Source organism: Bradyrhizobium hereditatis, assembly GCF_020329435.1.
In the GTDB taxonomy this organism is placed as follows: Bacteria; Pseudomonadota; Alphaproteobacteria; order Rhizobiales; family Xanthobacteraceae; genus Bradyrhizobium; species Bradyrhizobium hereditatis.
On record NZ_JAGKJK010000004.1, the window covers coordinates 1 to 24338 of the forward strand.

25 protein-coding genes are annotated in these 24338 nt (G+C 62.6%); 11 read left to right on the forward strand and 14 right to left on the reverse strand.

Features of this window, described 5'->3' with window-relative positions; genetic code table 11:
• Positions 1-644: 644 nt before the first annotated feature.
• The 8 genes from J6524_RS10365 to urtA form a co-directional block, all read right to left on the reverse strand.
• A complete protein-coding gene (locus J6524_RS10365) occupies positions 645-950 on the reverse strand; it encodes an urease subunit beta (RefSeq protein WP_225670256.1) in 306 nt (101 codons plus the stop codon).
• Between the two features lie 119 nt (positions 951-1069).
• Entirely contained in the window at positions 1070-1372 is a 303-nt protein-coding gene (locus tag J6524_RS10370) for an urease subunit gamma (RefSeq protein ID WP_171709680.1), read from the reverse strand.
• A 25-nt stretch (positions 1373-1397) separates the two neighbouring features.
• Positions 1398-2234, reverse strand: coding sequence for an urease accessory protein UreD (locus J6524_RS10375; protein WP_225670257.1), 837 nt, complete (start codon positions 2232-2234; stop codon positions 1398-1400).
• 43 nt (positions 2235-2277) lie between these two features.
• Positions 2278-2973, reverse strand: a complete 696-nt coding sequence (gene urtE / locus J6524_RS10380; protein ID WP_225670258.1) for an urea ABC transporter ATP-binding subunit UrtE — start codon at positions 2971-2973, stop codon at positions 2278-2280.
• A 193-nt stretch (positions 2974-3166) separates the two neighbouring features.
• A complete protein-coding gene (urtD, locus tag J6524_RS10385; protein WP_225670259.1) occupies positions 3167-3928 on the reverse strand; it encodes an urea ABC transporter ATP-binding protein UrtD in 762 nt (253 codons plus the stop codon).
• Positions 3929-3932: 4 nt separating this feature from the next.
• A complete protein-coding gene (gene urtC / locus J6524_RS10390; protein ID WP_225670260.1) occupies positions 3933-5105 on the reverse strand; it encodes an urea ABC transporter permease subunit UrtC in 1173 nt (390 codons plus the stop codon).
• A complete protein-coding gene (urtB, locus tag J6524_RS10395) occupies positions 5102-6715 on the reverse strand; it encodes an urea ABC transporter permease subunit UrtB (RefSeq protein ID WP_225670261.1) in 1614 nt (537 codons plus the stop codon). The genes urtC and urtB overlap by 4 nt, the downstream gene beginning before the upstream one ends.
• Before the next feature lie 98 nt (positions 6716-6813).
• Positions 6814-8097, reverse strand: coding sequence for an urea ABC transporter substrate-binding protein (gene urtA, locus J6524_RS10400; RefSeq protein WP_225670262.1), 1284 nt, complete (start codon positions 8095-8097; stop codon positions 6814-6816).
• 596 nt (positions 8098-8693) lie between these two features.
• Here urtA and J6524_RS10405 point away from each other — a divergent pair.
• The 3 genes from J6524_RS10405 (at position 8694) to J6524_RS10415 (ending at position 10923) form a co-directional block, all read left to right on the forward strand.
• Entirely contained in the window at positions 8694-10130 is a 1437-nt protein-coding gene (locus J6524_RS10405; RefSeq protein WP_225670263.1) for a DEAD/DEAH box helicase, read from the forward strand.
• Positions 10131-10153: 23 nt separating this feature from the next.
• Positions 10154-10441: a translation initiation factor IF-1 gene (gene infA, locus J6524_RS10410; RefSeq protein WP_225670264.1), complete on the forward strand. Its 288-nt coding sequence runs from the start codon at positions 10154-10156 to the stop codon at positions 10439-10441.
• Positions 10442-10710: 269 nt separating this feature from the next.
• Positions 10711-10923, forward strand: a complete 213-nt coding sequence (locus J6524_RS10415; protein WP_002714433.1) for a cold-shock protein — start codon at positions 10711-10713, stop codon at positions 10921-10923.
• Between the two features lie 121 nt (positions 10924-11044).
• Here J6524_RS10415 and J6524_RS10420 read toward each other — a convergent pair whose 3' ends face one another.
• The 6 genes from J6524_RS10420 to J6524_RS10445 all read right to left on the reverse strand — a co-directional run bounded on the left by J6524_RS10420 (position 11045) and on the right by J6524_RS10445 (position 16242).
• A complete protein-coding gene (locus J6524_RS10420; protein ID WP_225670265.1) occupies positions 11045-11623 on the reverse strand; it encodes a TadE/TadG family type IV pilus assembly protein in 579 nt (192 codons plus the stop codon).
• Between the two features lie 20 nt (positions 11624-11643).
• Positions 11644-12204, reverse strand: coding sequence for a TadE/TadG family type IV pilus assembly protein (locus J6524_RS10425; RefSeq protein ID WP_225670266.1), 561 nt, complete (start codon positions 12202-12204; stop codon positions 11644-11646).
• Between the two features lie 153 nt (positions 12205-12357).
• Positions 12358-12840 carry a pilus assembly protein N-terminal domain-containing protein gene (locus tag J6524_RS10430; protein WP_225670267.1) on the reverse strand — a complete coding sequence of 161 codons (483 nt, stop codon included), beginning with the start codon at positions 12838-12840 and terminating at the stop codon, positions 12358-12360.
• A gap of 222 nt (positions 12841-13062) precedes the next feature.
• Positions 13063-13890, reverse strand: a complete 828-nt coding sequence (locus tag J6524_RS10435; protein WP_225670268.1) for a sterol desaturase family protein — start codon at positions 13888-13890, stop codon at positions 13063-13065.
• Between the two features lie 54 nt (positions 13891-13944).
• Entirely contained in the window at positions 13945-15396 is a 1452-nt protein-coding gene (locus tag J6524_RS10440) for a hypothetical protein (RefSeq protein ID WP_225670269.1), read from the reverse strand.
• An 18-nt stretch (positions 15397-15414) separates the two neighbouring features.
• Entirely contained in the window at positions 15415-16242 is an 828-nt protein-coding gene (locus J6524_RS10445; RefSeq protein WP_225670270.1) for a sterol desaturase family protein, read from the reverse strand.
• Between the two features lie 309 nt (positions 16243-16551).
• Here J6524_RS10445 and J6524_RS10450 point away from each other — a divergent pair, with 309 nt between their 5' ends.
• The 8 genes from J6524_RS10450 (at position 16552) to J6524_RS10485 (ending at position 24338) form a co-directional block, all read left to right on the forward strand.
• Entirely contained in the window at positions 16552-16716 is a 165-nt protein-coding gene (locus J6524_RS10450; protein WP_225670271.1) for a Flp family type IVb pilin, read from the forward strand.
• Positions 16717-16914: 198 nt separating this feature from the next.
• Complete coding sequence (locus J6524_RS10455) at positions 16915-17439, forward strand: A24 family peptidase (RefSeq protein WP_225670900.1); 525 nt, start codon at positions 16915-16917, stop codon at positions 17437-17439.
• Between the two features lie 124 nt (positions 17440-17563).
• The gene (gene cpaB / locus J6524_RS10460; RefSeq protein WP_225670272.1) at positions 17564-18355 is read left to right on the forward strand and encodes a Flp pilus assembly protein CpaB; all 792 of its coding nucleotides are present in this window, start codon (positions 17564-17566) and stop codon (positions 18353-18355) included.
• A gap of 17 nt (positions 18356-18372) precedes the next feature.
• A complete protein-coding gene (locus J6524_RS10465; RefSeq protein ID WP_225670273.1) occupies positions 18373-19836 on the forward strand; it encodes a type II and III secretion system protein family protein in 1464 nt (487 codons plus the stop codon).
• Between the two features lie 22 nt (positions 19837-19858).
• Complete coding sequence (locus tag J6524_RS10470) at positions 19859-20599, forward strand: CpaD family pilus assembly protein (protein WP_225670902.1); 741 nt, start codon at positions 19859-19861, stop codon at positions 20597-20599.
• Complete coding sequence (locus tag J6524_RS10475) at positions 20596-21867, forward strand: CpaE/TadZ family protein (protein WP_225670274.1); 1272 nt, start codon at positions 20596-20598, stop codon at positions 21865-21867. The genes J6524_RS10470 and J6524_RS10475 overlap by 4 nt, the downstream gene beginning before the upstream one ends.
• 22 nt (positions 21868-21889) lie before the next feature.
• A complete protein-coding gene (locus tag J6524_RS10480; RefSeq protein ID WP_225670275.1) occupies positions 21890-23353 on the forward strand; it encodes a TadA family conjugal transfer-associated ATPase in 1464 nt (487 codons plus the stop codon).
• A gap of 13 nt (positions 23354-23366) precedes the next feature.
• Positions 23367-24338: a type II secretion system F family protein gene (locus J6524_RS10485; protein WP_225670276.1), complete on the forward strand. Its 972-nt coding sequence runs from the start codon at positions 23367-23369 to the stop codon at positions 24336-24338.

Consider the following 24338-nt stretch of genomic DNA (forward strand, 5'->3'; position numbering starts at 1 on the left):
CTCCCCAACCCTCCCCCGCAAGGGGGGAGGGAGCCCGACCAGCGGGCTCATCTCACGGAAGATCGCAGCTTCTACAAACTGCACCTCCGCACGACTTACGCGTGTAAGAGACGCACCGGCGGAAGGATTCCCTCTCCCCTTGCGGGAGAGGGTTAGGGAGAGGGGTGCCGCTTGCTCCGCTGTGTGACGATCAGCAAGAACAGGACTCTCCACGAGTGCTGCTGTCTCGTTGAGGCACCGCCGGACACCTTCTCCCATCGTCACCCGCGGCATACCCCTCTCCCCAGCCCTCCCCCGCAAGGGGGGAGGGAGCCTTCGCAGCGTGCTCACCTCACGCCGTGTCACGGCTTCCGCAAGTTGCACCTTCGCGTGACTGGCACATGTAAGGGACGCACCGGCGGAAGGGTTCCCTCTCCCCTTGTGGGAGAGGGTTAGAGAGAGGGGTGCCGCTTGCTCCGCTGCTTGACGAACATGGATGAGACCCTGAGCGACAGCAGTCGTGTCACCGACTTCGTTGATAGAGCATCGCGTCGAGTCTGGCGCCGTCGCCCGCGGCTTACCGCTCTCCCCAACCCTCCCCCGCAAGGGGGGAGGGAGCCCTGCCAGCGGGCTCACCTCACTGCACATCGTCGAAGCGCCCTGGATCACAATTTGCCCATCACCTCGCCGCGGAAGCCGTAGATGGTGCGTTTTCCTGCTAGCGCCACGAGTTGCACGTCGCGGGTCTGGCCGGGCTCGAAGCGGACGGCGGTGCCGGCGGCGATGTCGAGGCGCATGCCGCGGGCTTTCTTGCGGTCGAATTTCAGGGCGGGGTTGGTTTCGAAGAAGTGGTAGTGCGAGCCCACTTGAATGGGACGATCGCCGGTGTTGGCAACCGTGAGCGTCACGGTCTTGCGGCCGACATTGAGTTCGATCTCGCCGTCCTTGATGAAGCGTTCGCCGGGGATCATGTATCCTCCTCTGTCGTTCCGGGGCACGTGAAGCGTGAACCCGGAATCTCGAAATGATTAACCTCTGGATTCCGGGTTCGGCCGCTTTGCGGCCGTCCCGGAATGACGCGCGCGCCGCGTTACCTGATCGGCTCATGCACTGTCACGAGCTTCGTCCCGTCCGGGAACGTCGCCTCGACCTGGATATCGTGGATCATTTCCGGAATGCCCTCCATCACCTGCGCCCGCGTCAGCACTTGCGCGCCGGCCTGCATCAACTCGGCCACGGTGCGGCCGTCGCGGGCGCCTTCAACAATGAAATCGGAGATGATAGCGACAGCCTCCGGATGGTTGAGCTTGACGCCGCGCTCGAGCCGGCGGCGCGCCACCATCGCGGCCATCGAGATCAAGAGCTTGTCCTTTTCGCGGGGGGAAAGATTCATGCGAGCACTCTGGTGTTGAGAACAGTCAGTTGAGCCACAGGCGCGGCAACGCGGCGGGGGACGCGCGGCCGAGCACCGTCATCATGTCCGTGCGCAGCCGGGCCGCATCTTGGGCACAGAAGCGTGCCATTGCAAATCCATTCCAACAGGAGACGCCGACCTCGCCACCGAACATTTCCGACGCCTCGCGTATCCGCTCCACGATGCCTTCATCCCCGGGCACGATAAGCGCCGTGGCGATGGCTGCGCCGCCCTTGGCGATCGCCGGCCGTGCCAGCTTTGCGCCGATGTCGCCGTCGAGCCGGATCGTCTCGGCAAACACCAGCCTGCCGCCGCGGCGCATGCGCCAGCGGTCGACGAATTCGCCGTGCTGCATTTTCTCGCCCATGGCTGCGCGACCGAACACCACGATCTCGCAGAGCAGGAGCGAGGCGTCTTCGGCGAGATCAATATCAATGCGCCTGACAATCCGCGCCCGGTCGAACAGGATGGTCTCCTGCGGCAGCCAGGCGAGATGCGCGCCGCTCTCCGCTTTCAGGGCGATCTTGAGCTCCGCGGCGGGACCGGGCGCGCGATAGACCTTCTCGGCCGCCGCCGTTGTCAGCGTCAGCCGCGCCCCCTCGCCTGCCCTGATATCAATGTCGAAACGATCGCCGCCGGCAATGCCGCCCGCAGTGTTGACGAATACTCCGGACAGGCCTTCTTCCTCGGGCGAAGGAAAGCGCACGCGCAGCGAGCCGGATTCATGCAGGTCCCCGCGACGGGTGACGCCATCCTGCAGGTGAACGGCGAACCGCACCGCGCCCTGGGCGCGGTTGGCCGCGAAGGTGGCTGATGCCGCGCGCGCAATTTCGGTCCGCATCCGTCCCCCAACGGCGTTACGACTTAGGCCCGATCCGCGAGCCTCACAGCGCCATCTGGCGGCTGATCTCGGCAGGATCGAGATTGGCGCGGTCGCAGGCATATTTCACCGCACCGCGGTCCATGACAGCGAAATTGTCGCCGAGCTCGCAGGCAAAGTCGAGATATTGTTCGACCAGCACGATCGCGATGTTGCCGAGGTTACGCAAATAGGAGATGGCGCGGCCGATGTCCTTGATGATCGAGGGCTGGATGCCTTCGGTCGGCTCGTCCAGCAGCAACAATTTCGGTCGCATCACCAGCGCCCGGCCGATCGCCAATTGCTGTTGTTGCCCGCCGGAGAGGTCGCCGCCGCGCCGGCCCAGCATCGTGTTCAGCACGGGAAACAGCGAGAACACGTCGTCGGGAATGTTGCGCTGGTCGCGCTTCAAGGGCCCGAAACCGGTCTTGAGATTCTCTTCCACCGTGAGCAGCGGAAAAATCTCGCGGCCCTGCGGTACGAAGCCGATGCCGCGCCGCGCGCGCTCGTAGGATTTCAGCGGATTGATGTCTTCGCCGTCGAACGTGATGCTGCCCGAAGAGATCGGGTATTGCCCGACCAAAGCGCGCAGCAACGAAGTCTTGCCGACGCCGTTGCGGCCGAGCACGCAGGTCACCTTGCCGGGCTCGGCGGTCAGCGACACGCCGCGCAGCGCCTGCGCCGCGCCGTAGTAGAGGCTGATATTGTCGACCTTTAGCATTTGGTACTGCGCTCCGGCTGAGAGATTGCGTCATACCCCGCGAAGGCGGGGTATCCAGTACGCCGAGCCTCCGCGGTCAAGGTCACCGTCTCGGAGTACTGGATCGTCCGGCCGGAGCCTGTCATCGGGCGGCCATTCGGCCGACCCGGTGGCGGACGATGACAGCTTCCACGAGGAGCCATCAGCATGTTCCTCACCTTCCCAGATACACTTCAATCACCCGCTCGTTCGACGAGACCTGATCGATCGTCCCTTCCGCGAGCACCGTTCCTTCGTGCAGGCACGTCACCTTGACGCCGAGCTCGCGCACGAAGGTCATATCGTGCTCGACCACCATGACGGTGTGATTGCGGTTGATCTCTTTGAGCAGCTCCGCCGTCAGATGCGTCTCGACATCGGTCATGCCGGCGACGGGCTCGTCGACCAGCAATACTTTGGGATCCTGCGCCAGCAGCATTCCGATCTCGAGCCATTGCTTCTGGCCGTGCGACAGGCTTCCGGCGAGGCGATGGCGCGCGTCCGTCAAGCGAATGGTCTCCAGCACCTTGTCGATGCGCTCGGATTCGGCCTTGTTGCCGCGCCAGAACAGCGTGCCCCTGACGCTGTGGTCGACGTTGAGCGCGAGCAGCAGATTGTCCTGCACGGTCTGGCTCTCGAACACGGTCGGCTTCTGGAATTTTCTGCCGATGCCGAGTTCGGCGATGCGGGTCTCGTCGAGGCGCGTCAGGTCGGTCGTGCCGTCGAACAGCACCACGCCCTCGTCCGGCTTGGTCTTGCCGGTGATGATGTCCATCATCGTGGTCTTGCCGGCACCGTTCGGGCCGATGATGGCGCGCATCTCGCCGGGCTCGAGCGTCAGCGACAGGTTGTTGATGGCGTGGAAGCCGTCGAACGAGACGTGCACGCCGTCGAGATAGAGGATGGCCGATGTCGTGCGGGTTTCCATGGCGTTCATGTGCTCACTCCGCCGGATTGGGTTTCGGCGCCGCGCCGTCTTCGCGCGCAGCGCTTGCGGCGGCGCCATTGCCGAGCTCGATCTTCCGCTGGTCCCACCATGTGTTGAAGGTGCCGATAATCCCCTTGGGCAGGAGCAGCGTCACCAGGATGAACAACGCGCCCAGCATGAACAGCCAATACGGCGCCAGCGGACCCGAGGTGAAGAATGTCTTGGCGTAATTGACGACGACCGCGCCAAGCGCAGCGCCCACCAGCGTGCCGCGGCCGCCGACCGCGACCCAGATCACCGCTTCGATCGAGTTGCCCGGCGAGAATTCCGACGGGTTGATGATGCCGACCTGCGGCACATAGAGCGCACCTGCCACTCCCGCCATGCAGGCCGACAGCGTGAACACGAACAGCTTGTACGATTCGACGCGATAACCCAGGAAGCGTGTGCGCGATTCCGCATCCCGAATTGCGAGCAGCACCTTGCCGAGCTTGGAGCTGACGACCGCGCGGCAGATCAGGAAGGCTCCGATCAGCGCGGCGCAGCTCAGGAAGAACAGCGCGCAGCGCGTGCCCTCGGCCTGCACGTTGAAGCCGAGAATGTCCTTGAAGTCGGTCAGGCCGTTATTGCCGCCGAAGCCGAAATCGTTGCGGAAGAAGCCGAGCAGCAGCGCATAGGTCATCGCCTGCGTGATGATCGAGAGATAGACGCCAGTGACGCGGGAGCGGAAAGCGAACCAGCCGAACAGAAACGCCAGCAGGCCCGGCACGACGAAGACCATCAGCGCGGCGAACCAGAACATGTCGAAGCCGTACCAGTACCAGGGCAGTTCCGGCCAGTTCAGGAACACCATGAAATCGGGCAGGACCGGATTGCCGTAGACGCCGCGGCTGCCGATCTGCCGCATCAGGTACATGCCCATGGCGTAACCGCCGAGCGCGAAGAACGCGCCGTGGCCGAGCGAGAGGATGCCGCAATAGCCCCAGATCAGATCGATCGAGAGCGCTAGGATGGCGTAGCAGACATATTTGCCCCATAGCGCCACGAGGTAAGTCGGCACCTGGAACATCGAACCGGCTGGCAAGAGCAGATTCGATAGCGGAATGAGAATGCCGAGCCCGGCGACGATCAGGATGAAGATCGTCGCAGAGCGGTCGAGCGAGCGGGTGAGAACGTGCGGCGTCATGCTTCCACCGCCCGTCCCTTGAGCGCGAACAGGCCGCGCGGACGCTTCTGGATGAACAGGATGATCAGCACCAGGATGGCGATCTTGCCAAGCACGGCGCCCGCCACCGGCTCCAGGAACTTGTTGGCGATGCCGAGCGTGAAGGCGCCGACCAGCGTGCCCCAGAGATTACCGACGCCGCCGAACACGACCACCATGAAGCTGTCGATGATGTAGCTCTGGCCGAGATTGGGGCTGACATTGTCGATCTGCGACAGCGCCACGCCGGCGATACCTGCAATGCCGGAGCCGAGGCCGAAGGTCAGTGCATCGACGCGCGAGGTAGCGATGCCCATCGAGGCCGCCATGCGCCGGTTCTGCGTCACCGCGCGCATCTCGAGCCCGAGCGCGGTGTAGCGCAGCATGGCTAGCAGAATGACGAAGATCGCGAGCGTGAAGCAGAGGATCCAGAGCCGATTGTAGGTGATGGTGATTTGCCCGAGCTCGAACGCGCCGCTCATCCAGGAGGGATTGCCGACCTCGCGATTGGTCGGGCCGAACGCGGTGCGCACGGCCTGCTGCAGCACCAGCGACAGGCCCCAGGTCGCAAGCAGCGTCTCCAGCGGACGGCCGTAGAGGAAGCGGATAATGCCGCGCTCGATCAGCACTCCGACGGCGCCGGCCACCAGAAAGGCCAGCGGCACCGCGATCAGAAGCGAATAGTCGAACAGGCCGGGATAGCGGGTGCGAATGACTTCCTGGACCACGAAGGTGGTGTAGGCCCCGAGCATGACCATCTCGCCATGGGCCATGTTGATGACGCCCATGACGCCGAAGGTGATGGCGAGACCGATCGCGGCGAGCAGCAGCACCGAGCCGAGCGACAGGCCGTACCAGGCGTTCTGCACCATCGACCACATCGCAAGATTGCTCTGGATCGAGGCCATCGCGCTGGTCACGGCGCGGGCGACATTGGGCGGCTGGTCGCTGGGCAGCCCGGTCAGAAGCGCCATCGCCTCCTGATCGCCCTTCGCCTTGACGATGGCGACGGCTTCGAGCTTTTCGACTTCGGTGGCGTCAGACTTGTAGAGCAGGATGGCGGCGCGGGCCTCGGCGAACGCCGCTTTGACCGCCTTGTTGGTCTCCTTGGCCAGCGCGTCATCGATCACAGCGAGCGCGCTCTCCTCGTGGCTCTTGAACACCGATTGCGCGGCGGCAATGCGCTTGGCGGGATCCGTCGACAACAGCGTCAGGCTGCCGAGCGCAGCGTCTACCGCGCGGCGCAGGCGGTTGTTGAGACGGACGGGGGCAGCATTCTCGGGCAGCTTGTCCACGGCCGCGCCGGTGGCGGCGTCGATGACCTTGCCATAAGTTCCCGTCACGAAAACCTTCTTCGTATCCGGATCGGCCGACAGCCGCTCTTCCTTCAGCGCACTGATGATGGGAAAAGCCAGAGGATTGCCCGACGCCGCGACCGCGCTGATCGCCTCATCGGTATCGGAGAAATCGTCATTGGCGAATTTGGCGACCGCGTCCTCGAACGACCCCGCCAGCGCTGGCGCCGTGAAGGTCACAGCGAAAAGGATAGCGAGCAGGAGCGCTCGAAAGCGGTCAAGGAAATTGGCAGACACAATACGACCCCGGCAGGAGTGTGAGGAGAAGGCGGCAGCATCGCCGCCCTCTCCGTTCTTAGTTCTCTTGGAAGTTATCGCTGCAGGTCAGACAGGGATTAGGAGCCCTGACCGCCGCATTTGTTGGTCTTGGTGTTGTAGTTGCCGCACTTCTTGCCGACCCAGTCGCCGATCAGGTCCTTGGAGCCCTCCAGCTCCTTCGACCAGGCGTCGCCAGCAACGAGACCCGGGGTCTTCCACACCACGTCGAACTGGCCGTTGGCTTTGATTTCGCCGATGAACACCGGCTTGGTGATGTGATGGTTGGGCAGCATCTTGGAGGTGCCCCCGGTCAGGTTCTTGGCTTCGATGCCGGGCAGCGCGTCGATCACTTTGTCCGGATCGGTCGACTTCACCTTCTCGACCGCCTTGACCCACATCTCGAAGCCGATGACATGCGCTTCCATCGGATCGTTGGTCACGCGCTTCGGATTTTTGGTGTAGGCCTGCCACGCCTTGATGAACTTCTCGTTCTCCGGCGTCTTGATCGACTGGAAATAGTTCCAGGCGGCGAGATGGCCGAGCAGCGGCTTGGTGTCGATGCCGGCGAGCTCTTCTTCACCGACCGAGAACGCGACAACCGGAATGTCGGTCGCCTTGATGCCTTGGTTGCCGAGCTCCTTGTAGAAGGGAACGTTGGCGTCGCCGTTGATGGTGGAGACAACGGCGGTCTTCTTGCCGGCCGAGCCGAACTTCTTGATGTCGGCCACGATCGTCTGCCAGTCGGAATGGCCGAACGGCGTGTAGTTGATCATGATGTCTTCCTGCTTGACGCCCTTCGACTTCAAGTAGGCTTCGAGGATCTTGTTGGTGGTGCGCGGATAGACGTAGTCGGTGCCGGCCAGCACCCAGCGCTTCACCTTCTCATCCTTCATCAGGTAGTCGACGGCGGGGATCGCCTGCTGGTTCGGCGCCGCACCGGTGTAGAACACGTTGCGCTCGCTCTCCTCACCCTCGTACTGCACGGGGTAGAACAGGATCGAGTTCAGCTCCTTGAATACGGGAAGCACGGACTTGCGCGACACCGAGGTCCAGCAGCCGAACACGACCGAGACCTTGTCCTTGGTGATCAGCTCGCGGGCCTTTTCCGCAAACAGCGGCCAGTTCGAGGCGGGGTCGACCACGACAGCTTCTAGCTTCTTGCCGAGCACGCCGCCTTTCTTGTTCTGCTCGTCGATCAGGAAGAGAATGGTGTCCTTCAGCGTGGTTTCGCTGATCGCCATGGTGCCGGAAAGCGAATGCAGGACGCCGACCTTGATGGTCTCCTGCGCCTTGGCGCCGGAGAAGGTGGCCAAGCCCAAAACCAGGCCGGCGGTGGCCGCCAGCCAGCGACGACGGCTCATCGTCGCAATATCGTGAGTCAATCGAGTAAGCATGAGGTGTCATCTCCCTGACGCAGACGTTTAACGCTGCCGAAACGGCCCCACGGCCGCCTGCGGTTAACGGAATCGCAAGAACCATGCCACGGTTCGAAAGCCCGGTAAGCCCATCGAATCGCTGAGAAATCTCGATTCGGCGGAAACCCGTGGCGGCAAATCTGCCTGTTTTTTAGCCCACGAAAATGTATGCTTTGATGGCAAACGATCTAATTTTTGTGCAAAAGCCACAATTTGGCTAAATTTCTTGCACGAATTTTGGTCGTTCGGTTCTATGACGGGCAGCCCCGCCCGTCTCCTGTTTGGATTCCTTAACCGCGTGGACGCCACGGGACGGAATTCGCCTTGAAAGCGCCGGCCGCGTGCGCCATATGATGGACGCGACCTAGAGAATCATCAGGTCCTTGCGAGCCGCGTGTTCTGATCCCGTTTTTTCGGTTTCTGGCTTGCCCCCTTCAGCTAGCACAACCGACGCCCCAAACACGCGGGTGTCTTAAGACACACCCGCGCGCGCTCTTGGCCTGAGGCCGGGCGCCTGCTTTTTAATGGAAAGAACCCCTCTTTTGACCTCCTTTCAGGATTTCGGCCTCGCCGATCCCATTTCGCGTGCACTCAAGGAAGAAAACTACCACACGCCCACGCCCATCCAGGCCCAGACCATTCCCATCGCGCTGACCGGCCGTGACGTCGTCGGCATCGCCCAGACCGGAACCGGCAAGACCGCCGCGTTCGCGCTGCCGATCCTGCACCGGCTCCTGGAGAACCGCATCCGGCCGCAGCCGAAGAGCTGCCGCGTGCTGGTGCTGTCGCCAACCCGCGAATTGTCGGGCCAGATCCTTGACAGTTTCAACGCCTATGGCCGTCACATTCGACTGAGCTCGGCGCTGGCGATCGGCGGCGTGCCGATGGGCCGTCAGGTCCGCTCGGTGATGCAGGGCGTGGAAGTGATGGTGGCGACCCCCGGCCGCCTGCTTGATCTCGTCCAGAGCAACGGGCTGAAGCTCAACCAGGTCGAGTTCCTTGTGCTCGACGAGGCCGACCGCATGCTCGACATGGGCTTCATCAACGACATCCGCAAAGTCGTGGCGAAACTTCCGATCAGACGGCAGACGCTGTTCTTCTCGGCCACCATGCCGAAGGACATTGCGGAACTCGCCGAGTCAATGCTGCGCGATCCCGCCCGCGTGGCGGTGACCCCGGTGGCCTCAACGGCCGACCGCATCGCCCAGCGCATCATCCAGGTCGATTTCGCCGCCAAACCGGCGGTGCTGGCGCAGCTTCTCAAGCAGGAACCGGTCGATCGCGCCCTGGTGTTCACCCGCACCAAGCACGGCGCCGACAAGGTCGTGAAGGTGCTGGCCAAGGCCGGCATCGAGTCCAACGCCATCCACGGCAACAAATCGCAGAACCACCGCGAACGCGTGCTGGCGGCGTTCCGTTCCGGCGAGATCAGGACCCTGGTTGCTACCGATATCGCCGCCCGCGGCATCGACGTCGACGGCATCAGCCATGTCGTGAATTTCGACCTGCCCAACGTGCCCGAAACTTACGTCCACCGCATCGGCCGCACCGCGCGCGCCGGCGCAGAGGGCGTTGCGATCTCGCTGATCGCAGGAGCCGAGGAGATGGGCTATCTGCGTGATATCGAGCGGCTGATTCGCATCGCATTGCCGCGGGAAGACCGTCGGACACCCGGAGCGCGCGACGCGGCTCCCGCCTCGCCACATCCCGTCCAGCACCGCAACGGACGGCCTGGCCCGCGGGCGCATGGCGGCCGTTCCAATGAACAGGTACAGGCGACAAAAGGCCCTCGCCGACGCCGCCGTGGTGGTGGTAATAATGCGCCGCCGCAGCCGAACCGGCACGAGCAGCCGCGTCCGGCGCGTGAGGGCGGCAAGAGCCAGGCCGGCCACAGCGAAGGCATTAAAGGCGTCGCCTTCTTGCATCGCGAGAGCCGTCCGAATAATCAACCGAACCGCAGCCACCGACCGCAGCGCTAGCCTCGATCGACCTGGAGACCATCATGGCTAAAGAAGAGCTGATCCAGTTCGAAGGACTGGTGACCGAAATCCTCCCCGACGCGCGCTATCGCGTGCAGCTCGATGCCGGACACGAGATTGTTGCCTATACCGCAGGCAAGATGAAGAAGAACCGGATCAAGACGCTCGCAGGCGATCGGGTCACAGTTGAAATGTCACCTTACGATCTGGAGAAAGGACGCCTGATCTTCCGTCACAAGGATGAGCGTCCACCGACTGCCGGCGCTCCGCGAGGGGCGCCGCCGCGCGGCGGACAGTTCCGCCGTCGGTAAACGAACCCTTAACGTCAGTGAAAGCGCGCCCGATACGCTCATATCGCGCGCGAACGCGGACGGCTGGCCGGCCGAATCACTTTTTGTGCACGTCAGGATTGTTTTGAACGGCGCAATCGAATAATATTAAGCATCGATTTTCGGCCGGACGACATTAGCTATCCACCGGTACAGCCGGTTTAGACGCTGACGACCCTTCCAAAAATTCGATCTCACCAGCCCGTCGAGAGGTGGGCTACGACTTGTATATCTGAGAAGGGACTACCCCAGTGAGCATGGGAACCGTGAAGTGGTTTAACGCAACCAAGGGCTATGGCTTTATCCAGCCGGATGACGGCGGCAATGACGTGTTCGTACACATCAGCGCTGTCGAGCGTGCCGGCCTCGGAACGTTGCGTGAAGGCCAGAAGATCTCCTACGAAATCGTGGCAGATCGCCGTTCTGGCAAATCTTCGGCCGACAATCTGCGCGCCGCCGGATAAGCGGTCTCCGGGACGCGCGACACGTCCCGAAGACTGCTGCTGAACAATTCAGCCGAATAAAACAAAGGCCGCGCCCATGGCGCGGCCTTTTTCTTTGCATTGATTCGATTGGGCGAGCCGCTCACTTCTTTTCGCAGGTGGTGGTTTTGTACATCACGCAAATCCCTTGGCGCGGGCGGGTGAAGCTGACGTCGCTCAGCGTAATGCCACTCACTTTGTTGATGAACCAGGCGACGGTGGGGACATATTTGTACTTGACCTCGCTGTAGATCAGGTAGGTGTCGCCGATCTTCAGCGCGTCCGGGATCTCGACAACGCTGGTCGGTGATCGTGCATAGGCGCCCTTGCTCCATTGCACCCGCGCCTGCAGCGTACTGGGATTGATCCAGAGTTCCGAGATCGTGCTCTCCACCGGTGCCGACGGGTAAGGCGTCATGATCGCCGCGCTGGCGTTGAAGAAGTTGGTGAACTTCGCGTCATCGACCTCGGTGTTCTGCGACGTCAGGTCCGACAGCGTTCGCGCCATGATCGTTACCTTGCGGTCGATGGCGACGCCGGCCGAGAACTCGTACGTTCCAAGGAACATCATTGCCATGAGCGGGATGATCATGGCGAACTCGACCGCGGCGAGACCGCTGCAGTTGCTGCGCAGAGCGGCAACGTGGTGCCGCAGGCGCAACAACCATGTCGATGACGGCATTTTCGTTTTCACTGAAAAGCTCATGAGCAGGTGGCACCGGGGGTAGGAAACGGCTCATTCTGGAACGCAGCGGTGGCGGTCAGAAGACGCTTGTTATTGGCGAGGTTCGTAAGATTGAAGCCCAGCCCGGTGACGAATATTGGCCATTGATAGAACAGCCGCACCACGACGACATCGCCGTCCTTGCCGGGACAGTATTTCATGTCGTTGACGAAGGACTTGGAAGAATCGACCGGAGGGGAAATGTTGATAGAGGCGAACGCGGGATAGCTCCGCACGTCGACATAGACTCCGTTCACGCAATCGAACATCACCTGCAGTCTGGCGCAAACCGCGTCCTTGAACTGCTCTTTGGTGAGACTGGCGCCTTGCGCCTGGCCGGTCATGACCAGACGCGCCGTATCCTGCGTCACGGTCTCGAGGATCTGGCTGGCAAAGAACACCAATGCGAGTTCGATGATCGCAAACAGCACGCCGAAGAAAATCGGCGCCACCAGCGCGAATTCGACGGCAGCCGAGCCCCTTCGATTGCGACGAAACCGGCGCAGCATGTTCGTCTTGAGAGCGGTGGAAGGCGGCATCGAGGAGACCTCAGAACGCGAGGGGATTTGCCGCAGAAACCTATCCGAAACTGATTGTTGAATTGTTTCGGGCGATCCAGCCAGACCGACCCGTGCCATTAAGGGCATCTTAACCGCGCCGGCAGAGCGCCGGCGGGTTCTACCGCAAAGGGTTCACCTGCCGCCAATCGCCGCGGCTCCCGCGGCCTGGCCGGAGAGCGAACCGGCTTGACCGATGGCAGTCCTGAAGTAGCCGTCGCCGTCGCCGAGGGTAACGCGGCGCTGGCAGATCGGCATGCAGCTATAGGATTCCCGTTCGACGCCGCGATACACGGTGACGAGTTGATCGGGCGGGCCTTCGACCTGAATCTGGCGGTCCACCAGCACCTCGCCGCTGCGATCCATGGCGATGAAATTGGTCGCGCCGTAGCCCTTGCCGGTCACGACGACGATGCCGCCGCTCTGCAGGGTCACGTCCGCAATCAGCGGATTTCCAACCACGATGGTAGAGACCTTGGCAGGAAGCTTTACGAGCTTTGCCTGGTCGACATAGACGGCGATGCGATCCGGATCGGGCGCGGCCAGGCTGACAGCCGGCCACAGCAGGATGCCTGCGACTAGGGAACACAATCCAATACGCTGGGACTTGAACGACATACTTTACCCCGGGGCATCAACAAGCCGGCAGTGGCGATACGCAGCGGAACCGGCGCCCGACGCCGTGAATCTGACGACAATTCATGAACAAAGGGCAAATAGGCCCCGGAGTGGGACAAGAAATCCGCGGCCGCCGTCCCCCTGACCAGGGAATCTCCGGGCAAGCGCTTCGCCTTTGTCCCAAGGGAGAAGCGGTGCCTACTTGTTTTGGCGCGGCTCGCCCTATTTGCGGAACGGATAGGCCAGTTGTCCCAGGATTTCGCGGGGGAATGTGGATGGGTCGTCCAGGCCGTACTGGTCCGGCAGGCGATCCTGCGGCATTCGGAACGTGCCGAACAGAACATCCCAGAGCGGAAAAGTGCCGGCAAAATTGGTGTCGCCGCCCTCCGCGCGGGCGGTGTGGTGCCAGCGGTGGAATACCGGCGTCGCCACGACGTATTTGAACGGGCCAAGGGTCCAGTTCAGGTTGGCGTGCACGAAGGCCGAATGGAAGATGTTGAACGGCCCGAGCCAGAGCATCACGCCCGGCGAAATCCCGGCCAGCAGCAGCGCGACATCGACCCCGATGGTGCCGAGCAGCAGGTTGACGGGGTGGAAGCGCGCCGCCGAAATCCAGTCCACATCTTCCGACGAGTGGTGGATGGCATGATACTTCCAGAAGCCGCCGCCGTGAAACATGCGGTGCAGCCAGTACATCATGAAATCGGCTGCGACCAGAAACAGGATCGCCTGCAGCCACAGCGGCAGCCGCGATAATGGACCATGGCCGTTGTCGTAGAAGGCGATCAGCGCGTCGGCGTCTTGGATCCCGAACAGTAGCGCGGCGCCGAGCACCAACAGACCGATGCGGAAGACGCGCGCGAACAGCGGCACCAGAAACCAGTAGCAGATGTCGGTGACGAGTTCGCGCTTGCGCCACCAGGGCGGGCCCGGATTGCAGGCCCAGAAATGCGCCAGCACCGAGAACACCAGCGCCAGCGCGATCGTGACGGGCACCACCTTGGCCAAGGTCTGGCCCAGCATCTCGATGATTTCGACCGGCAGGTTCATCCAGCCCGCGTAGCAGAATCGCGGCTCGCTTGCCAGTTCGTGAAGCCGGCCGGATCAGTTGGCGGTGCGAACGTGCAACACCGCGTTCTCGTCGGCGTAGGCGCGCCGCCAGCCGCCGATATTGTCGAGCAGGCCGACCGCCGGGGTGTGCGGCGTCAGCAGCACGGCGTCGATGTCCCACTTCTTCAGCATGGCAAGGAGCCCGTTGACGTCCTTGAGCTGCATGGCGCGGTAAAAGGCCATGTCGAACGCTTCGCCGTAGAGCTCGGCGCGTCCGTCGACGAATACGGGGATCTGCCGCCAGATCAGATAGCCGCCGAACGGCAGATCGTTGAGAACGCGCTTGGGATTGTGCGCTTTCAGCACATCGACGGCCGCGGCCGGCGACTGGCTTTCGGGCGGCGCAAAGCGGGTGTTGACCGCGAGTAGCCAAGTCCAGCCGCCGAGCAGGACCACAATCGCTGCCATCACCCCCGCCGGGACGGTGGCGCGAACCGGCCATGCCGGCCGCAGTGCGAACTGCGATGCAACAGGCGCGACCACGACGATCGGCAGCAACAACGCAAATATCTCGATATTGCGCACATGCGACAGCGCCATGTGCAAGAGGCCCAGCACCAGCGCAATCCGCGGCGGCGTGAGCTTGACGCCGCTGTAAAGCGCGCCCGCGATCAGCGCCAGGATCACCAGCTCGAACGTGCTGAATTTGCTGAAGTCCGCCGGCATCCATTCATAGATCAGACGCAGCAGTTCGCCGAGATCGAGAATCTTGCGCGCGGCGAGGATCGATCCCCAGCCGTATGGCGTGGCACAGCAGGCCACCAGCGCCCCGACGCCGAACGCCGCCCAGCGCAGCATCAGCGGCCTTCGCTGTGCGCGCTCGACATTCCACAGCGCATCAAGCGCGAACGCACCCACCAGCACCAGGCCAAACACGAACCCGCCGTGCAGGTTCGCCCACAGCGCGATCAACGGAAGCAGCCATGGCGACGGCGCCTCGCCGCGCTCGCTCGCCGATAGCAGCCCGTGCGCCCACGCCAGCATGACCGGCAACGCCAAGATGTGCGGACGCGCCAGAAAATGCCCCAGACAAAGCGCCATCACCACCATCGCAATGGCAACCGCATAAGCCGCCGAGATACGGCGCCCGAGAATATGAACGAGGAATGCGAAGGTCGCGGCAATACTGATCGAAGCGAGCACCACCGGTCCGGCCCACCCCGCCAGCTCGTAGCTCACCGCATAAAGCACCTGGGCTAGCCAGGAGGATGATGTCCACGGCTCGCCCGCCTTGGTGAAGGAATAGATGTCGACGCGCGGCATTGCGTGGTGATCGAGGATCCACTGGCCCACCGCGATCTGCCAGTAGGTGTCGGAATCATTGAGAAGCGCCTGTCCGCAGATCAGCACCGAAGCGTAAACGCCGATGCCGACCCAGAGCCATGCCGGCACGTCGGCAAGGCTGAAGACCTTCTCACGCTGGATCACGCCGGCTTCGGTGCTCATGCGAAACAGCCAGCCGGATTATTGACGGAACGGATAGGCCAATTGGCCACCGATTTCGGCAGGAATCGCCTGATCGTCCACCCCGTAACTTTCGGGCAGCCGGTTCTCAGGCATGCGGAACGTGCCGAACAGGATGTCCCAGATTGGGAAGGTGCCCGCGAAATTGGTATCGCCGCCCTCTTCGAGCGATGTGTGATGCCAGCGGTGGAAGACCGGCGTGGCAAGCACATATTTGAACGGTCCGAGCGTCCAGTTCAGGTTGGCGTGGACGAAGGCGGAGTGGAAGGTGGTGAACGGCCCGACCCACAGCATGATGTTGGGGGAGATGCCCGCGATCAGCAGGATGACATCAACCAGGATCGTTCCGATGAACAGATTGACGGGATGAAACCGCGCCGCGGAGATCCACTCGAGATCCTCGGAGGAGTGATGGATCGCGTGATATTTCCAGAAGCCGCCGCTGTGAAACATGCGGTGCAGCCAGTACAGCATGAAGTCGGACGCGACGAGAAACAATATCGCCTGCACCCAGAGCGGAAGCTGCGCCAGCGGTCCATGACCGTTGTCGTAGAATGCGATTAGTTCGTCCGGCTCGTGAATGTTGAAGATGATTGCGGCGCCGAGCACCAACAGTCCGATGCGCAAGATGCGCGCAAATACCGGCACGAAGAACCAGTAGCAGATGTCGGTAGCGAGCTCGCGTTTGCGCCACCAGGGTTTACCCGGATTGCATGCCCAGAAATGCGAAAGTACCGTGAAGACGACTGCGAGCACGACCGTGACCGGAATGACCTTCGTCATCGTCTGGCCGATTACCTCGATGACTTCCATTGGCATGCTGGACATTGCGGCCTCGCTCGATTGGAGACCTCAGGCGTATCTGCTCGCGCTTAAGGAGCCGTGAATCAAAGGAGTCGAGCGCTAAGGCGCGCGAGTGCAACGAACGATTGGCGAAGTCGCGCTCGCGTTTTATCGAACGCCTTAATGCGACGTTTACTGTGCTCAATAACAGCAAGTTCCTGGCATTTTTGCACGGTCGAATTAACTGCGTCGAAATTGTCGCACCCTACGGTGACGGCATGGTCGCGGTGCTGAGAACGCCGGCAAGACCAAACTTAAGTTCGACCAGCCACGTGTACACAGGAGCTATCATCTATGAAGAATCTCATTTCGCGTTTCGTGAAGGATGAGTCCGGCGCTACCGCCATCGAATACGGCCTGATCGCCGCCGGCATCGCGATCGCGATCATCTCCGCCGTCAACGGCCTCGGCGGCAAGCTGTCGACGAACTTCGTTTCGATCTCGAACTCGCTGAAGTAAGCGACGGTTGCGATCAATCGCCAAAGGCCCCGGCAAGCCGGGGCCTTTTTCGTTTCTGCAATGCCGCCGCGCCGGATACGGCAAGCATCGCCGGATGCGGCGACCACCAGCGAATTCCGGCGTTTCCCGATTGTTCATTTCTCCTGGCTAGGCTCGGCCGGAGCCTGGATCCCGGTCAACCGCAGCAAGCGTGAATTCATGATCCTCGATACCGCCCGCCTCCTGCTGTTTCCGGCGCTGATGGCTTTCGCGGCCGCAAGCGACCTGTTCACGATGACGATTTCGAACCGGGTGTCGCTGGCGCTGATCGCCGGCTTCGTCGCCCTTGCGGTGTTAGGCGGCATGGGCCTGCACGATATCCTGATGCATTTCGGCGCCGGCGCGACCGTCCTGGTGGTGGCCTTTGCCTGCTTTGCGATGGGGTGGATCGGAGGCGGCGACGCCAAAGTCGCAGCCAGCGTGGCGCTCTGGTTCGGCTTCGACCATCTGCTCAATTACCTGCTCTATGTCTCGCTGCTCGGCGGAGCGCTGACAGTCTTGCTGATTCAGTTCAGGCAATGGCCGCTGCCTGCCCTGCTCACGAGACAGGCCTGGCTGAGCCGTCTGCACGACAAGGAAAGCGGAATCCCCTATGGCATCGCGCTCGCGCTCGGGGCGCTGATCGTCTATCCGGAGACCGAATGGATCAAGGCGGTCGACCTCGCGCATCTCGCCATGCGCTGATAGCGTCGCTAACTTTCCGTTAAGGCAATTTACACACGCCTCATTAACCATGCTTTGACGAATAGCTGGTCAACTCCCATCACGGCGACGGAAGCGTCGCGGCGTAATGTGGAAAGTGAAGCGTATGAATAAGCCACGCATCGTGGTCCTGGCGATCGCCATCGGCGCCGGCGGCATTGCCGCATATCTCGCCAGCGGGTCCGACGACAAGTCTGCAACGGCCCAACAGGTCGTGCAGATGCAGACCGTCGATATTCTCGTCGCAAAATCGGATATCGGCCTCGGCCAGTCGGTCAAGCCGGACGATCTGCAATGGCAGACCTGGCCGGCCGCGACCGCCAGCAGCAATTTCATCAGCCGCGCCAGCAAGGCCGATGCGGTCAAGGAGATCACCGGCTCGATCGCGCGCTCGCCGTTCATCGCGGGCGAGCCTATACGCGAGCAGAAGCTGGTGAAGGCCGACGGCTCCGGCTTCATGGCAGCGATCCTGCCTGCAGGCTACCGGGCCATTTCCACCGAAATTTCGCCTGAAACCGGCGCCGGCGGGTTCATCCTGCCGAACGATCGCGTCGACGTCATCCTTACCAAACGCGAGAAGAATCCAGACGGCAGGGGCCCGGATGTCTCCAGTTCGGAGATCATTCTCAGCAATATCCGCGTTCTCGCGATCGACCAGGCGCCGAAGGAGAAGGAAGGCGCCAGCTCGCTGGTCGGCAAGACCGTGACTCTCGAGCTGAAGCCCGAGCAGGCCGAGACGCTGGCGCGCTCCCGCCAGAGCGGCTCGCTGACGCTGGCGCTGCGCAGCATTGCCGACATCAACGCAGTCGAGCCTGACGAAACACACCTCAACAAACGCGGCGAAAACCTTAATGTCGTCCGTTACGGCGTTGCCAGCCAGCAGACGATGCAGAAGTGACCGAAAGGACGCACGATATGAAGTGCAGGGAAATTCAGCCGATGATGCGAACGTTCATCGTCCGCGCCCTGTCGTTTTCGGCCGTAGCTGCTCTCACGCTCAATCCGGCGCTGACGCCGGTGCTGGCTAGCGATTATCGCGCCGCGCCGATCGCAGCCGACGGTCAGATGAATGCGCGGTTCGTTTCGCTCGGGATCGGCAAATCGATCGTGATCGACCTGCCGCGGGAGATCAAGGACGTGCTGGTCGCCGACCCGAAGATCGCCAACGCGGTGGTCCGCTCGACCCAGCGCGCCTATATCATCGGCGCAGCGGTCGGCCAGACCAATATCGTCTTTTTCGATTCCACAGGCGCGCAGATCGCGGCCTATGACATCGCAGTCAAGCGCGACCTCAACGGCGTGCGCGCCGCGCTGAAGCAGTCGCTGCCGAATTCGGACATCAACGTTGAAGGCATTGGCGACGGCGTGGTCCTGACCGGCACCGCGGCAACTCCAGTCGAAGCGCAGCAGGCCGCCGATATTGCCGCCCGCCTGGTGGGCGGCAATGAAAAGCTCGTCAATTCGATCGCAGTTCGCGGCCGTGACCAGGTGATGTTGAAAGTCACGCTTGCTGAAGTCCAGCGTTCAATCATCAAGCAGTTGGGCATCGATCTCGCCGCCAGCATGACTTACGGCACATCCGTTGTTTCGTTCGTCAACAACAACCCGTTTACCGCCAACAATGCGCCGCTCGTCGCCGGCAATGGCATTCAAGGGACTTTCGGCGGGGGACCATCCGTGCGGGCGACGCTGCGCGCGATGGAAAGCGCCGGCGTGGTGCGGACCCTTGCCGAACCTAACCTCACGGCCATTTCGGGCGAGTCCGCAACTTTTATATCGGGCGGCGAATTTCCAATACCGACCGGCGTGACCTGCCAAACAACAGCGTCCGGCGGCATCGGACAATGCGTCCAGACAGTCAGCTTCAAGAAATTCGGCATTTCCCTCAACTTTACGCCGGTCGTGCTGACGGAAGGACGGATCAGCCTTCGAGTCATGACCGAAGTGTCGGAAGTCTCGTCCGAGAACGCTCTCACCGGCGGCGCAGGCGGAACGACAATTCCCTCGATCAAGACCCGCCGCGCCGAGACGACGTTGGAAATTCCGTCCGGCGGCGCGATGGCGATGGCCGGCCTGATCCAGGACCAGACCAAGCAGGCGATCAACGGCCTGCCCGGCCTGGCGCAATTGCCGATTCTCGGCACGCTGTTCCGAAGCCGCGACTTCATCAACAACCAGACCGAACTGGTCGTTCTGGTCACGCCCTATGTGGTGCGTGCGGTGGCACAGAAGGATTTGTCGCGTCCCGATGATGGCTTTGCCAGCGCATCCGATCCGCAATCCGATCTGCTCGGCAGCATCAATCGCATCTACGGCGTTCCGGGCCGGGTCGAAAAGGCCCGGAATTATCGCGGCACCTACGGCTTTATTACGGACTGAGGCGGGGACGATGACACTCTGGATGAAATCAAAGCGGCCCGCCGATATCAGGCGCCCCCTCTGCCTGACGGGAGCGCTGATCGGCCTTGCCATGGCACTCGGCGCCTGCAAGCACTCGAGCGACGTCGTGACGACGGCGAGCGTGCCCGGCGACTATCGCCTGCGGCATCCGATCGCGGTGCAGGAAGCCGACCAGTCGATCGTCGTTTTCGTCGGACGCGGCCGCGGCGGCCTTACCGCTCCCCAGCGCGCCGATGTGATGTATCTGGGTCAGACCTGGATGCGGGAAGGCACCGGCGTCATCAGCATCGACGTTCCCGTCAATACGCCGAACGCGCGGGCGGCGGAGGATTCGTTGCGCGAGATCCAGGCGACCCTCGCCGCCGCCGGCGTGCCGCCGCGCGCGATCAATGTCCGCCAGTATCGCCCCGAAGATCCCAGGCATATGGCGGCGATCCGCCTCAACTATCCGAAGATTTCGGCGGTGGCCGGCCCGTGCGGGCTGTGGCCGGAGGACATCGGCCCCTCGATCAACAACAAGAGCTATTTCGACAATAAGCAGTACTACAATTTGGGCTGCGCCAATCAGCGCAATCTGGCCTCGATGGTCGACAACCCGTCGGATCTCGTGCAGCCGCGTGCCGAAACTCCGGCCTTTACACCACGCCGCACCATAGCCTTCGACAAATATCGCAAGGGTACTACGACCGCGACGACCTATCCCGAGAGCGACAAGGCCAAACTTAGCGATACCGGCAAATGATCACTTACTCGCGCAACACAGAACCGCAGCAGCCAGATATCACGGCGCCGTCGACCGAGGATCACATCGCGCCGGCGCCGCGGGTGTCGGTGCAGGCCTTCTGCGAGACCGTGGAAACCGCAGCCGCCGTGCAGTCGGCAGGCGAAGACCGCCGCCTCGGCAAGGCTCATCTCAAGATCCAGATGGGCGGCATGGCCGCCGCCATCGAGGCCTATCGCGCGGCCCCGACCCCGAACGTCATCATCCTGGAGACCGAAGGCCGCAATGACATTCTCGCCGGCCTCGACCAGCTCGCCACCGTCTGCGACGCCGGCACCCGTGTGATCGTGATCGGACGCGTCAACGACGTCATGCTCTATCGCGAGTTGGTCCGCCGCGGCGTCAGCGACTATGTCATCGCCCCGGTCACCGCCATCGACGTCGTGCGTTCGGTCTGCAACCTGTTCTCGTCACCGGAAGCCAAGGCCGTCGGCCGCATCATTGCCATCGTCGGCGCCAAGGGTGGTGTCGGCGCCTCCACTGTCGCCCACAACGTCGCCTGGGCGATCGCGCGCGATCTGGCGCTGGATTCGGTGGTCGCCGATCTCGACCTCGCCTTCGGCACCGCTGGCCTCGACTACAACCAGGATCCGGCCCAGGGCATCGCGGATGCGGTGTTCTCGCCCGACCGGATCGATACTGCGTTCCTCGATCGCCTTTTGTCGAAATGCACCGACCATCTCAGCCTGCTGGCGGCGCCGGCGACGCTGGACCGGGTCTACGATTTCGGCGCGGAGGCATTCGATTCGATCTTCGATACGCTGCGCACCACGATGCCCTGCATCGTGCTTGACGTTCCGCATCAATGGTCGGGATGGACCAAGCGCGCCCTGATTGCGGCCGACGACATCCTGATCGTCGCCGCGCCGGATCTTGCCAATCTGCGCAATACCAAGAACATCTTCGATCTTCTGAAGGCGTCGCGGCCGAACGATCGCGCCCCGCTCTATTGCCTCAACCAGGTCGGCATCCCCAAGCGCCCGGAAATCCCCGCCGTCGAGTTCGCCAAGGCGATCGAGAATCATCCGATCGCCACGATCCCGTTCGAGCCGCAAATCTTCGGTTCGGCCGCCAACAACGGCCAGATGATCGCGGAAATTTCCGCAACCCATCGCACCACCGAGATCTTCCTGCAGATTGCGCAGCGGCTCACCGGCCGCGGCGAAACCAAGAAGCCGAAAAGTTCGTTGCTGTCGCCTTTGATCGAGAAGTTGCGGGCCAAGAAGTAGGTCGCCCGCGTGGAGTGCCATCGTGTTCGGTAAGCGTAGCGGAAATGATGATATTCGGGCGCTGAAGCCCGCCTTACAGGCGCCGGAGCCGGCTCCCGCCGCGGCCCCAATGCGCGAGGTCGCCGCGCCGACCGTCGCCTCGCCGCCGATCGCCCCCGCCAAGCCGCAGCCGGCCGCCGCTGCTGCCGCAGCGGCACGGTCCGATAATTACTATCAGGTCAAGGCGACCATCTTCGGCGCGCTGATCGAGGCGATCGACCTCGCGCAGCTCGCAAAGCTCGACGGCGAATCGGCGCGCGAGGAAATCCGCGATATCGTCAACGAGATCATCGCGATCAAGAATATCGTGATGTCGATTGCCGAGCAGGAAGAGCTGCTCGACGACATCTGTAACGACGTGCTCGGCTACGGCCCCTTGGAGCCGCTGCTATCGCGCGACGACATCGCCGACATCATGGTCAACGGCGCCGGCACGGTATTCATCGAAGTCGGCGGCAAGATCCAGAAGACCGGCATCCGCTTCCGCGACAACCAGCAGCTCCTCAACATCTGTCAGCGCATCGTCAGCCAGGTCGGCCGGCGCGTCGACGAATCCTCGCCGATCTGCGACGCCCGCCTCGCCGACGGCAGCCGTGTCAACGCCATCGTTCCCCCGCTGGCGATCGACGGCCCTGCGCTTACCATTCGTAAGTTCAAGAAGGACAAGCTGACGCTTGATCAGCTGGTCAAGTTCGGCGCGATCTCGCCGGAGGGCGCGCAGATCCTGCAGATCATCGGCCGCGTTCGCTGCAATGTGCTGATCTCTGGCGGCACCGGCTCCGGCAAGACCACGCTGCTCAACTGTCTGACCCAGTACATCGAGCATGACGAGCGCGTCATCACCTGCGAGGACGCCGCCGAACTTCAACTGCAGCAGCCCCACGTGGTGCGGCTGGAAACCCGCCCGCCCAACATCGAAGGCGAAGGCCAGGTCACGATGCGCGAACTGGTCCGCAACTGCCTGCGTATGCGCCCCGAACGCATCATCGTCGGCGAAGTCCGCGGACCCGAGGCGTTCGACCTCCTGCAGGCCATGAATACCGGCCACGACGGCTCGATGGGCACGCTGCACGCCAACAACCCCCGCGAAGCGCTGTCGCGCTGCGAATCCATGATCACCATGGGCGGCTTCTCGCTGCCATCGCGCACCATCCGCGAGATGATCTGCGCCTCGATCGACGTCATCGTGCAGGCGGCGCGCCTGCGCGACGGTTCACGCCGCATCACCCACATCACCGAAGTGATGGGCATGGAAGGCGACACCATCATCACGCAGGACCTGTTCCTGTACGACATCGTCGGCGAGGACGCCAACGGCAAGATCATCGGACGGCACCGCTCGACTGGCATCGGACGTCCGAAGTTCTGGGAACGGGCGCGGTATTACAACGAGGAGAAGCGGCTTGCCGCCGCGCTCGATGCCGCCGAAGTCACCGACAAGGGTTGAGGGGCGATAGAGTATGCAGACACTCGCACTGGCCTTTCTTGCCGCCACCGCCATCGGCGGCCTGGCGTGGGTATTCATCTATCCGATGCTCTCAGGCGAGCGGAAGGCGGAATCCCGCCGCGCCTCGATCGCTCGCAACGACGCTCCGGCGCGACAGGCCGAGAAGACCCAGCGTTCCCGCCGCGAGCAGGTCGAGGGATCGCTGAAGGAGCTCGAGGCGCGCCACAAGAAGGACAAGTCCGTCAGCCTCTCTACCCGTCTTACCCAGGCGGGTCTCGGATCCTGGACGACGCAGAAATTCTGGATGGTGTCCGGCGTTCTCGGCGCGGTTGGATTCGTCATCGCATTCGTCGTCGGAGGCTCGCTGCTCGGCGCCGTGGTGATGGCTTTCGCCGCGGGCCTCGGCCTGCCGCGCTGGCTGCTCAGCTATCTCAAGAAGCGCCGCGAGACGGCGTTTCTGAAGGCGCTGCCCGACGCCGTCGACGTCATCGTGCGCGGCATCAAGGCCGGTCTGCCGCTGTTCGAATCGATCAAGGTGGTCGCCGCCGACTCGCCGGAGCCGCTCAGGAGCGAGTTCAACGCCATCATCGAAACCCAGACTATCGGCATGCCGCTCGGCGAAGCCTGCGCGCGGCTGTACGAGCGGATGCCGCTGCCGGAGGCAAACTTCTTCGGCATCGTGGTCGCGATCCAGCAGAAATCCGGCGGCAACCTGTCGGAAGCGCTGGGTAACCTCTCCAAGGTGCTGCGCGACCGCAAGAAGATGAAGGAAAAGATCCAGGCGATGTCGACGGAAGCCAAGGCCTCCGCGGGCATTATCGGCTCGCTGCCACCGGCCGTGATGCTGTTGGTCTGGATTTCGACGCCGGACTACATCTCGCTGCTTTGGACCACCCCCCTCGGCCAGTTCATGCTGCTGTGCTGCGTCGGCTGGATGACGATCGGCGTCCTGGTGATGAAGAAAATGATCAATTTCGATTTCTGA